The following is an 18,995-nucleotide window of genomic DNA, read 5'->3' on the forward strand; positions in this document are numbered from 1 at the left end:
CGAGATGAAAAATAACGCCGGCCGGGTCATCCCCGCCGGCGTTTTTCATTGATGCGTCATCTGCATCAATGCCAACGATTGATGCAGAAAGACTTACACCGCCACGAAGCGATACACCCCATCCTCTCCCAGCATCCGCCTGACCGCACCGTCAACCCAGAGCTTGTGCAAGTGGGCCACCGCCTCGCCCAGCGCAAAGGAGAGCTGGTGCGTATCCAGCGGTCGCTTGAACATCACCGGCAGGATATCCACGCCCGTCTGCGGCGTGGCGCAGGCGTGCAACACTTCGGCCAGACGCTCGCGGTGATGGTCGTTCAACTGCGCGATACGCGTATGCAGGCCACGGAAGGGCTTGCCATGCGAAGGCAGCACCAGCACCTCAGCCGGCAGGTGGCCATACTTCTTCAGGGAATCCAGATACTGCTGCACGGGATTGCTCTCCGGCTCGATGGCAAACACCGAGACATTGGTGGAGATGCGCGGCAACACCATATCCCCCGAAATCAGCACATTGAGCGCTGCGCAGTACAGCGACACGTGCTCCGGCGAATGCCCGAAACCGGTGATGATGTCCCAATCCCGTCCACCGATGCGCACTGCGTGACCGTCCTGCATGCGGTGATACGCATGCGGCACCGCCGGCACCAGATCCTGGTAATAGGAATTGCGCCCCTGCAGCGTGGCTACCGTCTCGGGGTCGGCCAGCCCGTGGCGCCGGAAATGCGGTGTGGCCGCCGTGCCCTCGGCCCCCGGCAAGGCCGCCGACATCACGCGCGCAAAGGCGTAGTCGCCGGTGCTCATCCACAGCGGCGCCTGCCAGCGTCGGCACAGCCAGTCGGCCAGGCCCACATGATCCGGATGGCAATGCGTGACCAGCACGCGCAGGATGGGCAGTCCGTCGAGCTCCTCGGCGAAGATGCGCTCCCAGGCCGCGCGGGTGTCGTCGGTGGCGATGCCGCAATCGACCACGGTCCAGCCACGCTGGCGGCCCTGCGGCGTTTCTACCTCGTCCTCCAGCAACCAGAGATTGATGTGATTCAGGGCAAAGGGCAGCCCCATGCGCAGCCAGCGCACACCCGGCGCCACCTCCATGGTGTGGCCGGTGTCGGGCAAGGTGTCGCCGAAGGCGTAGTCAAGCTGGGATTCAAGAGCATTCATCAGTAAGCCTGGCGATCATCGAGAAGGGAAGTCATGCGCTGTCGTGCCAGCCCTGCATTTTTTGCTGGACGACAGGGCACAATATACTTTACGTTAACGTAAAGTGCCAGACCAACCCATCGATTCGTCCCATGCCTACCTACACCATCACCGAACTGGCCGAAGAATTCGCGATAACGCCCCGTGCGATCCGGTTCTACGAAGACCACGGCATCCTCAATCCCAAGCGCGAGGGCGTGGGCGGGCGGCATCGGGTCTATCCGGCGCGCGAACGCACGCGCCTGAAGCTCACGCTGCGCGGCAAGCGCCTGGGCTTTACGCTCGCCGAGATCAAGGACCTGATCGACATGTACGAGTCGCCCAAGGATACCCAGCCCCAGCTGCAACGCTTCCTGGGCCTGCTGCAACAGCATCGCGAAAAACTGGAGCAGCAGCGCGAGGACCTCGAACTGACCCTCTCCGAAATCGCCGCCCACGAAGAGGAATGCCGACAACTGCTGGCCGATGCCAAACCGAAGAGCAAACGCAAGGCGGTAGCGGCCTGACGCAAACGGCATCTGCCGCCGCGCATCCCGGCCCCATTGACGTTAACGTCAAGCAACAGCGATCGTTGCATACCACAACAAGAATTCCCCAAACACCCAACGAGGAGACACCCATGATCCACCTGCCCGGCCTCAATTTCGACCACGGCGAAGACATCGCCGCCCTGCGCGAGGCGGTCGCCGCCTTCGCCCAAACGGAGATCGCCCCGCGTGCGGCCGAGATCGACCGCAGCGACCAGTTCCCCATGGACCTGTGGAAGAAGCTGGGCGACCTGGGCGTGCTGGGCATCACCGTGGGCGAGGAGTACGGCGGGGCCGGACTGGGCTACCTGGCGCACATCATCGCGATGGAGGAAATCTCGCGCGCCTCGGCGTCGGTGGGCTTGTCCTACGGCGCCCACTCCAACCTGTGCGTGAACCAGATCAAGCGCAACGGCAACGAAGAGCAAAAGCGCAAGTACCTGCCCAAACTGATCTCGGGCGACTTCATCGGTGCGCTGGCCATGTCCGAACCCAATGCCGGTTCGGATGTGGTGAGCATGAAACTGCGTGCCGACAAGAAGGGCGACCGCTACGTGCTCAACGGCAGCAAGATGTGGATCACCAATGGCCCCGATGCGGACGTGCTGGTGGTCTATGCCAAGACCGATCTGGAGGCCGGCGCGCGTGGCATGACCGCCTTCCTGGTAGAGAAAGGTTATAAAGGATTTTCCGTCGCGCAGAAACTGGACAAGCTCGGCATGCGCGGCTCCCACACTGGCGAACTGGTGTTCCAGGATTGCGAGGTGCCCGAGGAAAACATCCTGGGCGGCATTGGCCGTGGCGTCAACGTCCTGATGTCGGGCCTGGACTTCGAGCGCAGCGTGCTCTCGGGCGGACCGCTGGGCATCATGCAGGCCTGCATGGATGTGGTGGTCCCCTACGTGCATGACCGCAAGCAGTTCGGCCAGGCCATCGGCGAATTCCAGCTGATGCAGGGCAAGCTGGCCGACATGTATTCCACCATGATGGCCTGCAAGGCCTACGTCTATGCGGTGGGCCAGGCCTGTGATCGCGCCGACAGCGCCGACAAGGTGCGCGCCCTGCGCAAGGATGCTGCCGGTGCCATCCTGTATTCAGCCGAGAAGGCCACCTGGATGGCCGGAGAAGCGATCCAGTCGCTGGGCGGCAATGGCTACATCAACGAGTATCCCGTGGGCCGCCTGTGGCGCGATGCCAAGCTCTACGAGATCGGTGCCGGCACCAGCGAGATCCGCCGCATGCTGATCGGCCGCGAACTGTTCGCCGATACGCTGTAAGCGCCCTCACCTCTTTTCAAACTTCAGACACGACGGACATCATGAGTACACCCATCGATTTCTACTTCGACTTCAGCTCGCCCTATGGCTACTTCGCTGCTGTCGAGATCGACAAGCTGGCCGCGAAATACGGTCGCAGGGTCAACTGGCATCCCATCCTGCTGGGCCCCATCTTCAAGGCGCTGGGGACCAATTCGCTGGTCAACATCCCGGTCAAGGGCGACTACTCGCGCCACGACATGGAGCGTACTGCGCGCTTCCACAACATCTTCTACAAGGCCCCGAGCCAGTTCCCCATCGGCACGCAGGTCGCTGCGCGCGCCACGCTGTGGGTGCAGCAGACCCAGCCGGCCAAGGCGGTGGACCTGATCAAGACCTTGTACAGCGCCTACTTCACCGAAGACATCGACATCAGCATGCCCGAAAACGTGCTGCGCATCGCCGCCGACAATGGCATCGACCGCGCCGCGCTGGAAGCGGCGCTGGGCTCGCCGGAACTGAAGGAGCAACTACGCGCGAGCACCGACGCCGCTGGCCGCGCCGGCGTCTTCGGCTCGCCCTTCATGGTCGTCGATGGCGAACAATTCTGGGGCTTCGACCGCTTCACCCAGCTGGAAGCCTTCCTCAAGAACGGAAAGATCTGATGAGCACCAAGAAGGACAAGTCCGGCCCCTGCCCCTGCGGCCAGCCCAGCTTCGAGACATGCTGTGGCCGCTTCATCACCGGCGGCCAGGTACCGGCCACGGCCGAGCTGCTGATGCGCTCGCGCTACAGCGCCTTCGCCCTGCGCGATGAAGCCTACCTGCGCGCGACCTGGTTCCCGGACACGCTGCCGGAAGAAGAACTGACCAGCGAAACCGACGTCAAGTGGATCGGCCTGGACATCAAGAAACACCAGCACGCCAGCGGCAGCGATGAGGCCACCGTCGAATTCGTGGCGCGCTTCAAGGTCGGCGGCAAGGCGCACCGCCTGCACGAGATCAGCAACTTCGTGCGCCAGCCCGATGAGAGCGGGCAGGCGCGCTGGTACTACGTGGATGGGCGCTTTCCGGACGGGTGACGTTTTCTGCACCATGCCCCGCCTGCCGTGCGCCTGAGCGCCCGAGAGCACAACAAGAAACTGAACAGAGAGACGAAAAACCATGCCGCAGATTGAAAGCAAGCTCAACCCGCGCAGCGAGGAATTCCAGCACAACCGCGATGCCATGCAGCGCATCGTCGACGATCTGCGGCAGAAGGTGGCCGCCATTGCCGAAGGCGGCGGCCAGGCCGCGCGTGACAAGCACGTGGCACGCGGCAAGCTGCTGCCGCGCGAGCGCGTGCAGATGCTGCTGGACCCCGGCACGCCCTTCCTGGAATTCTCGCAACTGGCCGCCTACGGCATGTACCGCGAAAAGGACCGCGACGGCAACCTCAAGGACGCCGCGCCCTCGGCCGGCATCATCACCGGCATCGGCCGCGTGGCCGGGCAGGAATGCGTGATCGTCTGCAATGATGCCACCGTCAAGGGCGGCACCTATTACCCGATGACGGCCAAGAAGCACCTGCGCGCGCAAGAGATCGCCGAATTCAATCACCTGCCCTGCATCTATCTGGTCGACAGCGGCGGGGCCAACCTGCCCAATCAGGATGAGGTCTTCCCCGACCGCGACCACTTCGGCCGCATCTTCTACAACCAGGCCAACCTCTCGGCCAGGGGCATCCCGCAGATCGCCGTGGTGATGGGCTCCTGCACCGCAGGCGGCGCGTATGTGCCGGCCATGAGCGATGAATCCATCATCGTCAAGGAGCAGGCCACCATCTTCCTGGCCGGGCCGCCGCTGGTCAAAGCGGCCACCGGTGAGGTGGTGACGGCTGAAGAGCTGGGTGGCGGCGACGTCCATACGCGCCTCTCGGGCGTGGCCGATCACCTGGCACAGGATGACACCCATGCCCTGGCCATCGCGCGCAACATCGTCAGCCACCTGAACCGCCGCAAACCCCAGCAGCTGGCCGTACGCGAGAACGTGGAACCGAAGTATCCGGCGCAGGAGCTGTATGGCGTGATCCCGACCGATACGCGCAAGCCCTTCGACGTGCGCGAGGTCATCGCCCGCATCGTCGATGGCAGCGAGTTCGATGAATTCAAGGCGCGCTACGGTACTACGCTGGTGTGCGGCTTCGCGCATCTGCACGGCATGCCGGTGGGCATCATCGCCAACAATGGCATCCTGTTTTCAGAAGCCGCCGAGAAGGGCACCCACTTCATCGAACTGTGCTGCCAGCGCAAGATCCCGCTGATCTTCCTGCAGAACATCACCGGCTTCATGGTCGGCAAGAAGGCCGAGAACGAAGGCATTGCGCGCCATGGTGCAAAAATGGTCACGGCCGTCTCCACCGCCAAAGTACCCAAGCTCACCGTCATCATCGGCGGCAGCTTCGGTGCGGGCAACTACGGCATGTGCGGCCGCGCCTTCTCGCCGCGCTTCCTGTGGATGTGGCCCAATGCGCGCATCTCGGTGATGGGGGGTGAGCAGGCCGCCAGCGTGCTGGCCACCGTCAAGCGCGACGGCATCGAGGCGCGCGGCGGCAGCTGGAGTGCAGAAGAGGAGACCGCCTTCAAGGAGCCCATCCGCGCCCAGTATGAAACCCAGGGCCATCCGTATTACGCCTCGGCCCGGCTGTGGGACGACGGCGTGATCGATCCCGCCGATACCCGCCAGGTATTGGCGTTGGGATTGTCCGCCGCCCTGAACGCCCCCATCGAAGAGACCCGGTTCGGTGTCTTCCGCATCTGACGCGCGCCACCGAGGAGAGACCATGTTCACCAAGATCCTGATCGCCAATCGTGGCGAAATCGCTTGCCGCGTGGCCGCCACCGCCCGCCGCATGGGCATTGCCACCGTGGCCGTGTATTCCGATGCCGACGCGCACGCCAAGCATGTGGTCGCCTGCGATGAGAGCGTGCATATCGGCCCGGCACCGGCCAAGGAAAGCTATCTCTGTGCCGACAAGATCATCGCCGCCGCCCTCGCCACGGGCGCGCAGGCGATCCACCCCGGCTACGGCTTCCTGTCGGAGAACGCCGGTTTCGCCCAGGCTTGTGCCGATGCCGGCCTGGTCTTCATCGGCCCGCCGGCCTCGGCCATCGATGCCATGGGCTCCAAATCCGCCGCCAAGGCCCTGATGGAGAAGGCTGCCGTCCCCCTGGTGCCGGGCTACCACGGTGAACGCCAGGAGAGCGATTTCCTGCGCGCCGAAGCTGACCGCATCGGTTACCCGGTGCTGCTCAAGGCCAGTGCCGGTGGCGGTGGCAAGGGCATGCGCGTGGTCGAACGCAGTGAAGATTTTGAAGCGGCACTGGCCTCCTGCAAGCGCGAAGCGATTTCCAGTTTCGGCGATGACCGCGTGCTGGTGGAGAAATACCTGACCCGTCCGCGCCATATCGAGATCCAGGTCTTTGCCGATGGCCATGGCCATTGCGTCTATCTCTTCGAGCGCGACTGCTCGGTGCAGCGCCGCCATCAGAAGGTGCTGGAAGAAGCGCCCGCGCCCGGCATGCACCCTGATCGTCGCGCGGCCATGGGCGAGGCTGCCGTCGCTGCCGCCCGTGCGGTCGGCTACGTCGGTGCAGGCACGGTGGAATTCATCGCCAACCAGGATGGCAGTTTCTATTTCATGGAGATGAACACCCGCCTGCAGGTCGAGCACCCCGTCACGGAAATGATTACCGGACTCGATCTGGTGGAGTGGCAATTGCGTGTCGCTGCCGGTGAAGCGCTGCCACTGAAGCAGGAGCAGTTGCGCCTCCATGGTCACGCCATCGAGGCGCGCATCTATGCCGAGAATCCCGAGAAGGGCTTCCTGCCCTCCATCGGTACCCTCACCCGCATGCGCAGCGCGCCCGCCGTGGAATTCACGCTGGCCGCGCCCGGCGCCACGCAACCCGCAGCCGTACGCATCGATGCGGGCGTACGCGAAGGCGATGCCATCTCGCCCTTCTATGATCCGATGATCGCCAAGCTCATCGTCTGGGGCGAGGATCGCGACGCGGCCCTGCGCAACATGGCGCGGGCGCTGGCGCAATACCAGGTGGTCGGGCTGGCGACCAACATCGGCTTTCTGCAGCGCTTGATCGCAGGCCAGGCATTTGCGACAGCCGATCTCGATACCGGCCTGATCGAACGTCACCGCGAGACCCTCTTCCCGACCCCGGCCCGGCCCACGACCGAGACGCTGGCGCTGGCCACCGCCGCGCTGCTGCAACAGGAAAAGCGCGGTCAGGCCAACAACGATCCGTGGGCACAGACCAGCGGCTGGCGTCTCAATATGCCTCTGCGCCGCATGCTGTCCTTCGAGGATGAATCGGGCCACAGCAGCGTGAAGATTGACTATGCAGGAGACGGCCAGCACTGGCAGTTGCAGGTCGATGGCAGCACGCACACCCTCGCGCTGCATGAGAGTGACACGGAGAGCCTGCTCATCAACCTGGATGGCCGCACCCTGCGCGCCCACGTCGCGCGAGAGGGCCAATGGCTGCACCTCTTCGATGGCCGCAGCCAGCACAGCCTGCGCTACCTCGACCCGATGGCCCACGCCGGCCACGCCGAGGCCGAGGGCGGACGCCTGACCGCGCCCATGCCCGGCAAGATCGTCGCGCTGCTGGTGGAGCAGGGCGCGAGCGTGGCACAAGGCACGCCGCTGCTCATCATGGAAGCCATGAAGATGGAACACACCATCGCCGCGCCCTCGGCCGGCACCGTGGAAGCGCTGCGCTACGCGGTTGGCGATCAGGTGGCCGAAGGTGCGCAGCTGCTGGACTTCAAGGCCGCGTGAGCAACGCACCGTGAACACGTCCGCACTGCGCCTGCCACCCTCGCTGCACGTGCTGGAGCGGGGCTGGCTGTCGTCCAACAACGTGCTGCTGTTTGGCCGCGATGAAGTCGTCATGATCGACAGCGGCTACGTCACGCATGCCGAACAGACGCAGACGCTGGTGCGCCACGTGCTGCACCAGCGCGGGCGTAAGCGACTCGATGTGCTGCTCAACACCCATCTGCATTCGGACCACTGCGGCGGCAATGCCGCGCTGCAGGCGACGTATGACTGCCGCATCGCCATCCCCGCCGCCGAAGATGACAAGGTGCGCCGCTGGGACGAAGATGCCCTGAGCTACCGCGCCACCGGCCAACGCTGCCCGCGCTTTGCGCATGACCAGCTCATCCGCAGCGGCGATGTGCTGCGCCTGGGTGATCTCGACTGGACTGCCCTGGCTGCACCGGGCCATGATCCGCATGCGCTGCTGCTGTATTGCGCGCAGGAGGGTGTGCTGATCTCGGCCGATGCCTTGTGGCGCAACGGCTTCGGGATCATCTTTCCGGAGCTCGATGGCGAATCCGGTTTCGAGGAGGCGCGCGCCACGCTGGAGCTGATCCGCAGCCTCGATGTGCGCACCGTGATTCCCGGCCATGGCGCGCCCTTCACCGAGGTGGACGATGCGCTGGAGAAGGCCTTCTCGCGCCTGGATTATCTGCAGGCCGATCCGCTGCGCAATGCACACAATGGCGTCAAGGTCCTGGTGAAATTCCTGCTGCTGGAACGTGGTCGGATTGCACTGGCGGACTTGCCGACGATGATGCGAGAGATCCCCTTGTTGCGCATCACCAATGCGCGCTTCCTGCAGATGGAGGATGCCGCCCTGGCCGACTGGTGCGTAGCGCAACTGCAGAAGGCGGGAGCGGCGGCCAGCGATGGGGTCTTCCTGCTGGATCGCTGAATACGGGCCTGCGCGGCAGAGGGGGCGGGGGTGCTGTTATCATTTCCGGCTTGTCCTGCTGCGGGCCTTGTGCCCACTTTAAACCACCATGAACGATACCGCCGCCACCCTGCCCTCTTCCGCCCAACGCGTTGCCGACCTGCTGGCCGCGATGGGCCATGACAAACCGGTCACGATGCTGCCCTCGACCGGCCGCACCTCGGCCGAAGCCGCTGCGGCCGTGGGCTGCAGCGTGGCCGAGATTGCCAAGTCCATCATCTTCCGGCGCGTGGCTGACGGTGCGCCGGTGCTGGTCATTGCCAGCGGTGCCAACCGGGTGGACGAAGCCAAGGTCACGGCCCTGACCGGCCCGCTCGGCAAGGCCGATGCCAAGTTCGTGCGGGACACCACCGGTTATGCCATCGGTGGCGTCTGCCCCATTGGCCACGTGGTCAAGCCGGTGATGCTGATCGACCGTGACCTGTTCAACTTTGACAGTGTCTGGGCGGCGGCCGGCCATCCGCATGCCGTCTTCAACCTCACGGCCGCGCAGCTGGAGAAGATGACCGGCGGCACGGTGGCTGATGTGCGGCTGGATGCCGCGCCAGTAGCAAACTGAATGCGTTGACAGCCAGCCACGCATCACAACAACCCCAACGGAGACCCGCATGATGAGCCTGCCCAAGAAAGTGAAGATCGTTGAAGTCGGACCGCGCGACGGTTTGCAGAACGAGAAGGAAACCATTTCCGCCGAGGTCAAGATCGAGCTGGTGAACCGGCTTTCGGCGGCGGGTTTTCCGAATGTGGAGGCGGCTTCTTTCGTCTCGCCCAAGTGGGTGCCGCAGATGGCGACCTCCAGCGAGGTCATGCACGGCATCACGCGCAGGTCGGGCGTGGTGTATTCCGCGCTGGTGCCCAACATGAAGGGCTTCGAGGCGGCGCTGGAAGCGGGGGTGGATGAGGTGGTGATTTTCGGGGCAGCCTCGGAGGCGTTCTCGCAGAAGAACATCAATTGCTCCATTGCCGAATCCATCGAACGTTTTGCCGAAGTGGCCAAAGCCGCCAAGGACCACCGCAAGCGCCTGCGTGCGGCGGTGAGTTGTGCGTTCGGTTGTCCGTACCAGGGGGAAGTCCCGCTGGAGGCGGTGGCCGACGTGGTGCGGCGTTTCCGCGAGCTGGGCTGTGACGAGATCGACATCGCCGACACCATCGGCGTAGCTACACCGGGCAAGGTGCGGCCGGTGATGGAGACGGCGATTCGTGAATTCCATATCGAAGGTTTGTCGGGTCACTTCCACGATACTTATGGGCAGGCGCTGGCCAATATCTATGCCAGTCTGCAGACGGGGATCAGCATCTATCACGCGTCGGTGGCGGGGCTGGGGGGCTGTCCGTATGCCAAGGGCGCGACCGGCAATGTGGCGACCGAGGATGTGCTGTACATGATGAACGGGCTCGGGATCGAGACCGGGATTGATCTGGATGCGGTGGCCGAGGCGGGGCAGTTCATCTCGCAGCAGCTGGGACGCAAGTCGGCGAGCAGGGTGGGGAATGCGTTGGCGGCTAAGCGGGTGGGGTGAGAGACATTTGCGCTGGATCTCCCGCCTCGTAATGCGGGAGAAAATGGACATCCTGAACCGGGCATTGCGGATAAACCCACTTATCCCAATTCTCGATAAGCCAGGTTTGCGACAGCGTGTTCCCGTTAGGAGAACCAGACTCCAGCGGGAGCCGCACCAAGATCAAGCCGGCTTTCCTGCCAGACGCAACGACCAAAGCATGTCTAGTTCCATCATCAGGCATGTCTACGAGCATGAAATCAACAAATTTTTCGTACGGCCACTCTGCTCTGGCCCGGAAGATTGCGCCGTGCACAAGATAGTCATGGTTCTCCACTCCGACTAGTTTTCTCCATTCCATTGTCTGATCCTCGGGTCATGTCCATCCAGATAAACTTCTTCAAATCACTGGGCGCTTCTTAATGGAAAAATCCGCTCGTAGGGAGGCAAAGCACTTTAAGCAGGGGAAACCATATTCCCGCTTTTCTCCAAAAATCTTCTCCTTAAATCATTAATTCCTAAAGGAGCGGGTTTCTCAGATCAAACCGTTCTTCGCCCAATATCTCGCCGGAAAAGACTCCAATGACCGCCAGGTCTAGTCTTTCTTTGCGCGCCGAAATTTGCAGTTCACTAAGGTCCTCAATGCTATAGATATCGTTCGGACGAAAGTGAGCCGAAATGAGCGAAGAAATTTTGATATACAGACGCATAACGGCCAATGCGATCTCTCTTTCAATGGTGTCACCATCAATGGCCTGAGCAATACGAATGAGATCGGAATGAAGCTTCCAGAATTCAGCGTCATCCCAAACGCCGTACTCAACAAGCCTTTCATAAAAGCTACCCTCCCAATCTTGGCTGCCGGGGAGGCCACGAAAATCTCTTATCCAAAACAGCAACCCTATCGACCTCGTCCTTAATGTTTAGAAAAAAACCGGAAACATTCTGGGCATGGATTCCACAATAGAGGAGCGTTATGTACGCCGCCAACTGATCGTTCTGCTGGATCGCGATCCGATGAGCTTCAAGGAAGAGAAGAAGTTCATCAAGATCTACCTCTAGCTGCTCGCCCAGGCAGTGCCGATAGTCAATACACCATTCGAAATGATCATTCTCATCCATACTTTCATTCATCTCCTTTCTCGATACACCAATGCTTTCGGCCGACTCGATAAATGTCTTACGAATGACATCGACACTATCTTTTTTCACCACCTCAATTTTTCCTCCTGAGCTTTCCCAGAACATCAGTACGTCGTGATCGGCCGCACTGCCAAAGTCCGCCATACACTTCAATTTATCCTTGGCGGCCACCAGCAATGGCTGGGGAATCTTGTATCCCTCGGGCACAGATGGCCAAGAGAACCTCAGATCCCTGTACATCACTTTATCAATAGCGTCCTCAATACCACCGAACACATCCGAGAGCGTCCGGGCCAGATCGCCAGCGCAGGTGATCATGAATAAAGCCGCCAACCGATCGTGTTCGCCAAGAGCACGTCGATACATTTGAAAATAGTGAATTAGGTTCGACAGTTCAATTTTCAGCTTCTCGCTCAGCGAAAAATCGTAGTTGAGATACACGATCGATCTTTCATTGCCATCATTGTTATCATTTATTTCCGTCCGCAGCAGCTGCCGATTTTTGGACAAGTCCTGAAATACTTCTTTAATCAAATCCATTCTGCGTATATCTATCATCTCAGTCTTCTCCTTTGCGTTTTTGCAGCATTCGCCTTGACCTCGTTGCGTGTCCCATCCAAATTAAGAACAGATTTAAAGTTTCCGTGCTTATCGAATACTTCAAGATGATCTTTGTGACGGCGATTCAGATATAGTTAGTCCCCTATTTAAGCTGCACTCCAATTTCCCGTTCAGCGATATAACTGATGACGCCGGCATAGTCGCTTTTAGCTTTCGACTGGCTTTAGCAGGCGCTGCCCAGGCTTTGCTGGCGCCCGTCAAAATACGTGGTTTCCTGCCGAAGCAATGCTGAGGAATTAGATTCAACAAACTTTTCGATCATGATATTTCCTAAGACTTCTCCTCTAGATAGTCTTCCGGAAACTTATAACCTTCAGGGATATCAGGCCACGTGAATCGCGGATCTCGAAACATCACCTTATCAATTTCACCTTCTATATTTTCAAATATATTTTTAAGATTGTGAGCAGAAACACCCGCAAAAAGAAGTGCTGCAAAAGCCGTCAACTGGTCGTTATTCTTTCTTGCCTTTCGGTGAATATCGAAATACCTTAGGAGCTTAGATGAGTTGTATTCATACCGTTCGTTTAGTGAATTTTCGTAATCAATAAACCATTCAAATTGCCCATCATCTTTTATCTCCGCGTTCATTTCATCAATGGTCAAGCCAATGCTTGAGGTCAACTCAAGAAACGCCAACTGAATAGAATCTAATCCGCTAATCTCTTTCATTTCAGCTTTCTCCCTTGTTTTTGGGCCGCAGCCAACTTATCGCCATTCACAGTACCGTCCAAGTTAAGCACGGTCCGAAGTTTTCCTGTCGAATCAAATACTTCAAGATGATCCTTATGTAGGCCATCTAAATACAACTTATCGCCTTTCTCAATTTCCTTACCAATAGGTTTTTGTGCGACATAGATACTTTGCCCATCATATATAGCATTTGATTTTCTAACATTTTTCCGCACCTCCTCACCAAAACTGGTTTTGCCAAAAAACTCTTTCATATTCGCCACTGCACCCGCATTAGGAACATATTTTTCCCTCGCGTGACTTATCGCCACATTCCCCGAACTGATCAGCCCTGAACTTGCCCCCGCAGGCCCGACATCCGTCCACATCTGCTGCAATTGCAACGCCAGCTGATCCAGAAAACCAGCCCTCTCCCCCAGCGCCGCCAGATTGGGAAATTGCCGGTCCATATCCAAGGTCTGTTCGACAATCAGCGCCTTGACGTACGCTTTTTGATCCTCCGTCTTCGCGAAGTACAGCGCATGAGCAAGATCACTCAGCGCAGCCTGCCCCGAGCTCATCACCGCCTCACAAGCATAGGGGGTCGCCGCCGCTCCGCTGCACCCTTTCTCCAACTGCTCCGTAAACAATTTTCTTTGCTTCGCAGCGTCTTCCTTCAGCTCGGCAAAGCACGCCCCCTGCGATGCGTCGCAAGCCCGGATCTTGTTCAGGAATTGTTTGGAGTAGCTCACCCCCAAGGCATTGTTTTCTGCCTCCAGCTGGGCGGCGAGCGTGGCCGTCGGATTCGCTGTGCTTCCGGCAGCCGTTGCAATCCCCGCCACGATGCTGGTCACCAGATTAGTGCGCGACTCCTTCTCCTGACTGCCCGGCCGGTCCGCAGACTGCAGCAGCGCATTGATGACGGTACCGGCCGATGCGCCCAGCGCACCTGCACCGCACGCTGCCTCCTTGGCCATGGCACCGGCGCATCCCAGGATGCCCTGCAAGGCGGATCGTGCGGCTTCGCTCTGCAGGTTGTCAGCGATTCTCTTGACCTGTTCAGCGCCCAGCCCTTGCAGATAATTGACGGCCGCCGCCTGGATAAACTGCGATGAAGATGCACTCAGATTGCCTGTCACCGCACCTGCAATGGCCGTCGCATACCGACGATACATACCGCCCGAAGACCACTTTTCGGCATCGAGATACTGCTCCGTCAGGCCCCGTAATCTGACTTCATCACGTTGCTCAAGCGGCTTGCTCCGCTCCTCCGCTAGCGCATCGTCCAACTTGCGCTTGGCCTCATCCGCCTCCTTCGCCCGGTTGTTCAGGAAGCTCCCCAACTCCCGCGTAAAGGCCGCCGCAATCGCCGTACGATTCTCGATCTCCTCCTTGTCAAAGATCGGCTTGAGCGCATTGCTCCCCTCCTTGCTGCTGCTCACCTCCCGATTCACCGAGGCCACCGTCTGCTCTGCCGTCTTGCCTGTCAGCGCCTGCTGCTGCTTCTCATCGGTGATCTTGATGACGCCGCCGCTGATTCCGCTGCGGGTCGTGCTTGATGTACTTTCACTGGCACCAACGACCAGCGGTGGCAGCGCTGACAAGCCGCCATCCTTGCCCGTGCTGTAGCCGCCACTGATGCCTATGCTCTGCGCTTCATAACTCGCGCGATTCTCGATATCACTCTGGGTCAGTGTCCTGGTGGTCACGCGGTTCTTGTTCTCCGCAGCGGCCTGTTCGCTGCTGGCAATCACGCCACCCTTCAGATCCGTATTGCCGCGCACGTTGACCTGGAAGCCACCATCACCTGCTTTGATGCCTGACTGCTCGATGACGCTGGCATAGTCGCTGTTGACCTTCGACTGGCTGTAGCTGGCGCTGCCGCCCATCTTTCCCATGCCCACCGAGACGCTGCCGCCCAGGCTTTGCTGGCGGCTCTGGTAAGTGCTGGTGTCCTGCTGGCTGGCGATATTCAGATTGCCCTGGCCGCTGGTGCCCACGTCGAGCTCCACCTGCCGGCCGCGCAGGACTGCACCACTGATGGTCGTATCGCTGCCCGAGACGACACTGAGCTTGTTACCTGCATCGACGTGAGAATTGACCTGCTTGACCTCCTCGCCACCGCCCTTGCCACGATTGCCGGAGGCGCTTGCCGTGAAGAGCAAGCCGTCCGTGCCAATGGAGAAACCCACCGATCCCGAGGCGCCGCTGTTGCGGCTGCGTTGCTCCGAGGTCTCCTGCGCTGCGATCAGTCGGACCTCATTGGCGGCCTTGAGCGTAGCGTCCACTCCCGCCTTGATGTCACTGCCCTGGACGAGGATGTTGCCGTCGCCGTCGCCGCCTTCGCCGTTGGCAGTGATAGCGACGCTTCCGCCTGCCGACACGCTTGAACCGCGCACCGTCTTGTTGGTCTGCTCCGATCTGCCTTGGCTGCTGCTTGCGCCCAGGCTGAAAGCCAGGTTGATGCCGCCGGCCTTGTCGGCGGCATTGGCATCGCGGGTTGGGGTCTTCCCGGTCGCGGGATCCGTCGGGCCCGTCGCAATCTGATTGGGCTTGTCATTGATGGTCTTGCCCTGGCCTGCGATCACGGCATCCGCAGCATTGGATGCCGCCAGTCCTGCCGTCGCCGCGGCCAGGGCTTGCGTGCGCCGGTCCCTGGTCTTGCCTGCCGCCTCCGCCATCTGCTGCACCGTCTGCACCGCCGACAACACCGGACTGGTCACCGCCACCGTCACCCCCTGCTGGCGGAACTTGTCCTCGGTCACGGTACGGCTGCCCTGCTGTGCAGCAAGAATGCTGACCGTCCGGGCCACGATGTCGATGTCGCCGCCCGGTGCCAGCACATCACTACCGACCTGCGTATAACGATTGCCCGCCACGATGCGCACATCGCCTTGCACGCTGCCAATGGTCGATGCCGACGCAGTCTCGCTGTTGCGATCCACATCGCGGCTCTGCATACGGCTGCCCACCGTCACGCCGATGCCCGCCCCCATCACGCCACTCTTGGTCTCCTGCCGGAAGTTGCGCTGGGTGCTGCTCTCGCTTGCGGCAACAATGTTCACGTCATTGCCCGCCACGATGGTCGTCCCCTGCGTAGAAACGATCTGGCTGCCTTTAACATTCACATCGTCCCCGGAGCGCACAAGAACGGTATCCCCGGAGAAGGTACTGCCCGCCTCCCGGCTGGTGCTGCTGGCGTCATCGGTGCGCACCGTCGTGGCTGTCAGGATCCCGCTGCTGCTGCGCTGGCCCTGGTCACGTGCACTGGCCGAGACGTTGGCGGTGCCGATGCGCACTTCACGTCCGGCCTCGACTTGCAGCGCGCCTTCGGCGACTACACCACCACGCGCGTGCTGGCACAGCCGCAGGATCTCTCGACTGGCAGAGTGGTACTGACCGTGATACCTGGCAGGCTGCGCAAGGTGCGCATGGCCGAGGGTGCCGATGAGCGGGGCAACACGTTTTCGGCACTGCCCTTGTCGGAGGGAGAGGTGCTCGACTTGCGGGCCATCGAGCAAGGGTTGGAAAACCTCAAGCGCGTCCCCACGGCCGAGGCCGACATCGAGATCACGCCCTCGGAAGAAGCCGATGCGCAAGCCGGCGACAGCGATCTGGTGGTGCGATACCGGCAGGCTTTTCCGTTCCGCTTCTCGACCTCGCTGGACGACGGCGGTGCGCGCACCACTGGCCGCTATCAGCTTGGTGTGACGGTAGCGTATGACAACTGGTGGACGCTCAATGATCTCTTTTACGCCAGTCTCACGCGCAGCCTGGGGCGCTACGGAGACCGCGGCAGTCGCAGCCATACGCTGCATTACTCCCTGCCCGTCGGTTACTGGCTGCTCTCGGCAACCCACTCGGGCAGCCGCTATCACCAGACGGTGGCCGGTGCCTTCGAAGCAGTGCTCTACAGCGGGCAGGCCGAGACCAGCGAACTGAAACTGTCGCGGCTGGTACAGCGCAGTGCCTCCAGCAAGAGTCATCTCTCTGCCAGACTCATACTGCGCAAGTCCGTCAACTTCGTTGACCAGATTGTCCTGAGCCCGCAACAGCGCAGGATGACGGCCTGGGAGTGGAGCGCGAGTCACCGGCAGTTCATCGGGTCGGCCGTGGCCGACATCAACCTGAGCTATCGGCGCGCGCTGGACCGCCAGGGCAAGCCGCCCGAGGATGAACTGGAACTGCCGCAGATCACCACGCGCTACGGTCTCTGGCAGGCCGAAGCAGCGCTCAACGCGCCCCTGGCGATCGGGTCGGCGCGGCTACGTTACAGTGCGACGGCGCGCGCCCAATGGAACCGGGGCAAGCTGCCCGCCCAGGATCAGTTCGCCATCGGTGGCCGCTACACGGTGCGCGGCTTCGATGGCGACCTGAGCCTGCAGGCCGAACGAGGCTGGCTGCTGCGCAATGAGTTGTCCTGGGGGATGGGAGAAAGCGGGCAGGAAGTCTACGCCGGTCTTGATACCGGCGCGGTAGCAGGACCGTTGACGCAATATCTGACCGGACGCCGGCTCAGCGGCGCGGTCATCGGCTGGCGTGGCAGCATCGACAGGCTAGGCTGCGAGCTCTTCCTTGCTACGCCTCTGTCCAAGCCGAACGGATTTCCCACCGGTACGCTGACCGGCGGGTTCAACCTGCAATGGTCTTACTGAGCGAAGAAAAAGCGCAGAAGGAAGGCGCAAGCGCCCTCCTCATTGCTGGCGATAACGCCGCAAACCGCGCACCGGCAGCTTGTCGGACTCGATCAGGGCCTTTTTCAGTGCACGCTTGTGCAGCACCGCGCCCCCAATCAGTGCGACGGCGGCCAGAACGATGATGAGAACATTGACGAGATCAAAGTGTTGCATGATTCCCCCTACGGCAAATGACGACAGATGGAACTCGGGCTGGGCCCTTCCGGCTGAGCCGGTCCGCAAGGCGCTCCCGGTAGCGCCCGCTTGGCCTTTTTTAATCCAGGCTTGTGGAAAACATAGCACAGGGTGAAGGGAAGACAGTAAATCATATAAATAATTTCCTGAATATTTCACCTTGGCGCAACAAAAAGCACGACCGTTATATTTTGTCCCTTTTTGTCCTATAATCGCCGGACAAAAGCGGCATGGGGCCAAGCCCTGTTGCCTTGAGATAACGACAACCACCGAGAGACGACCATGCCACCAGCCCCGGCTTACCCCAAAGCATTGCAAGATCTGCGCCTGCCCATCATCTGCTCGCCCATGTTCATCGCCAGCGGCCCGGCCCTGGTGGCAGCCCAGTGCAAGGCCGGGCTGGTCGGATCGTTTCCTGCCCTCAACGCCCGCCCGGCCGAGTTGCTCGATACCTGGCTGACCCAGTTGCAGGAGGAGCTGGCCCAGTGGCAGTCCGAACACCCGGAACGCAAGGTCGGACCGATCGCGGTCAACCAGATCGTGCACCAGTCCAATGACCGCCTGGCCCAGGATGTGGCCACCTGCGTCAAGCACCAGGTCCCCATCATCATCTCCAGCCTGCGCGCGCCGCCCAGGGAAATGCTGGACGCCGTGCACAGCTATGGCGGCATCGTGCTGCATGACGTGATCTCGCTGCGCCATGCCGAGAAGGCGCTGGAGGCCGGGGTGGATGGCCTGATCCTGGTGGCCGCCGGGGCCGGTGGCCACGCCGGTACGCTCTCGCCCTTCGCGCTGGTGGGCGAGGTGCGCAAGATGTTCAAGGGTCCGCTGGCCCTGTCGGGTTCGATTGCCACGGGTGACGCCGTGCTGGCGGCGCAGGCCATGGGTGCCGACTTCGCCTACATGGGCTCGCGCTGGCTGGCCACGCGCGAATCCAATGTCGACGAGGCCTATCGCCAGGCCATCGTGGAGTCCACCGCCGCTGACGTGGTCTACACCAACCTCTTCACTGGCGTACATGGCAACTACCTGAAGAAGTCCATCGTCAATGCCGGCCTCGATCCGGACAACCTGCCCGAGGCCGACAAGACCAAGATGAACTTCGGCTCCGGCGGCGGCAGCAAGGCCAAGGCCTGGCGCGACATCTGGGGCGCCGGCCAGGGTGTGGGGCTGATGGAAGATGTACCCACGGTGGCCGAGATGGTGGATAGGCTGGAACAGGAATATCGCGCAGCCCGTGCGCGACTGTCGCTGTGAGGCGACGCTTTCATCGAAACGGATGAGCTTCGCACCGTCATGAGCGGTGTGAAAAACTAAGTAAAAGGCGGACCGCTTACCGGGTCCGCCTTTGTTTTTATGGGCCGCCATTCGCCAGCACTGGGGAACGCGCCCGG

Annotated in this window: 18 protein-coding genes; 11 read left to right on the forward strand and 7 right to left on the reverse strand. The window is 61.1% G+C overall.

The window, feature by feature from the left end; translation table 11 throughout:
* Positions 1 to 93 precede the first annotated feature (93 nt).
* Positions 94 to 1,158 (reverse strand): MBL fold metallo-hydrolase, encoded by a 1,065-nt coding sequence (locus GWL_RS19585; protein WP_008333606.1) that lies wholly within the window; start codon positions 1,156 to 1,158, stop codon positions 94 to 96.
* 131 nt (positions 1,159 to 1,289) lie between these two features.
* On the opposite strand from GWL_RS19585, the gene GWL_RS19590 reads away from it, so the two are divergent.
* From GWL_RS19590 to GWL_RS19630, 9 genes are all read left to right on the forward strand, one after another.
* Entirely contained in the window at positions 1,290 to 1,703 is a 414-nt protein-coding gene (locus GWL_RS19590) for a MerR family DNA-binding transcriptional regulator (RefSeq protein ID WP_008333608.1), read from the forward strand.
* 113 nt (positions 1,704 to 1,816) lie between these two features.
* Entirely contained in the window at positions 1,817 to 3,001 is a 1,185-nt protein-coding gene (locus tag GWL_RS19595; protein ID WP_008333610.1) for an isovaleryl-CoA dehydrogenase, read from the forward strand.
* A gap of 41 nt (positions 3,002 to 3,042) precedes the next feature.
* Positions 3,043 to 3,645: a 2-hydroxychromene-2-carboxylate isomerase gene (locus GWL_RS19600; RefSeq protein ID WP_008333612.1), complete on the forward strand. Its 603-nt coding sequence runs from the start codon at positions 3,043 to 3,045 to the stop codon at positions 3,643 to 3,645.
* Positions 3,645 to 4,061, forward strand: coding sequence for a YchJ family protein (locus tag GWL_RS19605; RefSeq protein WP_008333618.1), 417 nt, complete (start codon positions 3,645 to 3,647; stop codon positions 4,059 to 4,061). Before GWL_RS19600 ends, GWL_RS19605 begins: the two co-directional genes overlap by 1 nt.
* Before the next feature lie 82 nt (positions 4,062 to 4,143).
* Positions 4,144 to 5,778: a carboxyl transferase domain-containing protein gene (locus GWL_RS19610; protein ID WP_008333619.1), complete on the forward strand. Its 1,635-nt coding sequence runs from the start codon at positions 4,144 to 4,146 to the stop codon at positions 5,776 to 5,778.
* 22 nt (positions 5,779 to 5,800) lie between these two features.
* A complete protein-coding gene (locus GWL_RS19615; protein WP_008333620.1) occupies positions 5,801 to 7,816 on the forward strand; it encodes an acetyl/propionyl/methylcrotonyl-CoA carboxylase subunit alpha in 2,016 nt (671 codons plus the stop codon).
* 10 nt (positions 7,817 to 7,826) lie between these two features.
* Complete coding sequence (locus GWL_RS19620) at positions 7,827 to 8,756, forward strand: MBL fold metallo-hydrolase (protein WP_008333621.1); 930 nt, start codon at positions 7,827 to 7,829, stop codon at positions 8,754 to 8,756.
* A gap of 88 nt (positions 8,757 to 8,844) precedes the next feature.
* Positions 8,845 to 9,354, forward strand: coding sequence for a YbaK/EbsC family protein (locus GWL_RS19625; RefSeq protein WP_008333622.1), 510 nt, complete (start codon positions 8,845 to 8,847; stop codon positions 9,352 to 9,354).
* A gap of 52 nt (positions 9,355 to 9,406) precedes the next feature.
* Positions 9,407 to 10,315, forward strand: coding sequence for a hydroxymethylglutaryl-CoA lyase (locus GWL_RS19630; protein ID WP_034351694.1), 909 nt, complete (start codon positions 9,407 to 9,409; stop codon positions 10,313 to 10,315).
* Here GWL_RS19630 and imm45 read toward each other — a convergent pair.
* The 5 genes from imm45 to GWL_RS19655 form a co-directional block, all read right to left on the reverse strand.
* Positions 10,299 to 10,655, reverse strand: a complete 357-nt coding sequence (imm45, locus tag GWL_RS24140) for an Imm45 family immunity protein (protein WP_034351491.1) — start codon at positions 10,653 to 10,655, stop codon at positions 10,299 to 10,301. The genes GWL_RS19630 and imm45 overlap by 17 nt on opposite strands.
* Before the next feature lie 157 nt (positions 10,656 to 10,812).
* On the reverse strand, positions 10,813 to 11,193 hold the full coding sequence (locus GWL_RS23130) for an Imm41 family immunity protein (RefSeq protein ID WP_157174290.1): 381 nt from the start codon (positions 11,191 to 11,193) through the stop codon (positions 10,813 to 10,815).
* On the reverse strand, positions 11,135 to 11,995 hold the full coding sequence (locus tag GWL_RS19645; RefSeq protein WP_157174291.1) for a hypothetical protein: 861 nt from the start codon (positions 11,993 to 11,995) through the stop codon (positions 11,135 to 11,137). Before GWL_RS19645 ends, GWL_RS23130 begins: the two co-directional genes overlap by 59 nt.
* Before the next feature lie 333 nt (positions 11,996 to 12,328).
* Positions 12,329 to 12,730: a hypothetical protein gene (locus GWL_RS19650; protein WP_050978156.1), complete on the reverse strand. Its 402-nt coding sequence runs from the start codon at positions 12,728 to 12,730 to the stop codon at positions 12,329 to 12,331.
* A complete protein-coding gene (locus tag GWL_RS19655; protein ID WP_008333627.1) occupies positions 12,727 to 16,029 on the reverse strand; it encodes a hemagglutinin repeat-containing protein in 3,303 nt (1,100 codons plus the stop codon). The genes GWL_RS19650 and GWL_RS19655 overlap by 4 nt, the downstream gene beginning before the upstream one ends.
* Before the next feature lie 18 nt (positions 16,030 to 16,047).
* On the opposite strand from GWL_RS19655, the gene GWL_RS19660 reads away from it, so the two are divergent.
* Positions 16,048 to 17,385, forward strand: a complete 1,338-nt coding sequence (locus GWL_RS19660) for a ShlB/FhaC/HecB family hemolysin secretion/activation protein (protein WP_008333629.1) — start codon at positions 16,048 to 16,050, stop codon at positions 17,383 to 17,385.
* A 39-nt stretch (positions 17,386 to 17,424) separates the two neighbouring features.
* On the opposite strand, the gene GWL_RS23735 is transcribed toward GWL_RS19660, so the two are convergent.
* Positions 17,425 to 17,580 carry a hypothetical protein gene (locus tag GWL_RS23735; protein ID WP_008333632.1) on the reverse strand — a complete coding sequence of 52 codons (156 nt, stop codon included), beginning with the start codon at positions 17,578 to 17,580 and terminating at the stop codon, positions 17,425 to 17,427.
* Positions 17,581 to 17,883: 303 nt separating this feature from the next.
* On the opposite strand from GWL_RS23735, the gene GWL_RS19665 reads away from it, so the two are divergent.
* Positions 17,884 to 18,858 carry a nitronate monooxygenase family protein gene (locus GWL_RS19665; protein ID WP_008333633.1) on the forward strand — a complete coding sequence of 325 codons (975 nt, stop codon included), beginning with the start codon at positions 17,884 to 17,886 and terminating at the stop codon, positions 18,856 to 18,858.
* Positions 18,859 to 18,995 lie beyond the last annotated feature (137 nt).

This window comes from Herbaspirillum sp. GW103, from assembly GCF_000261365.1.
In the GTDB taxonomy this organism is placed as follows: Bacteria; Pseudomonadota; Gammaproteobacteria; order Burkholderiales; family Burkholderiaceae_D; genus Herbaspirillum.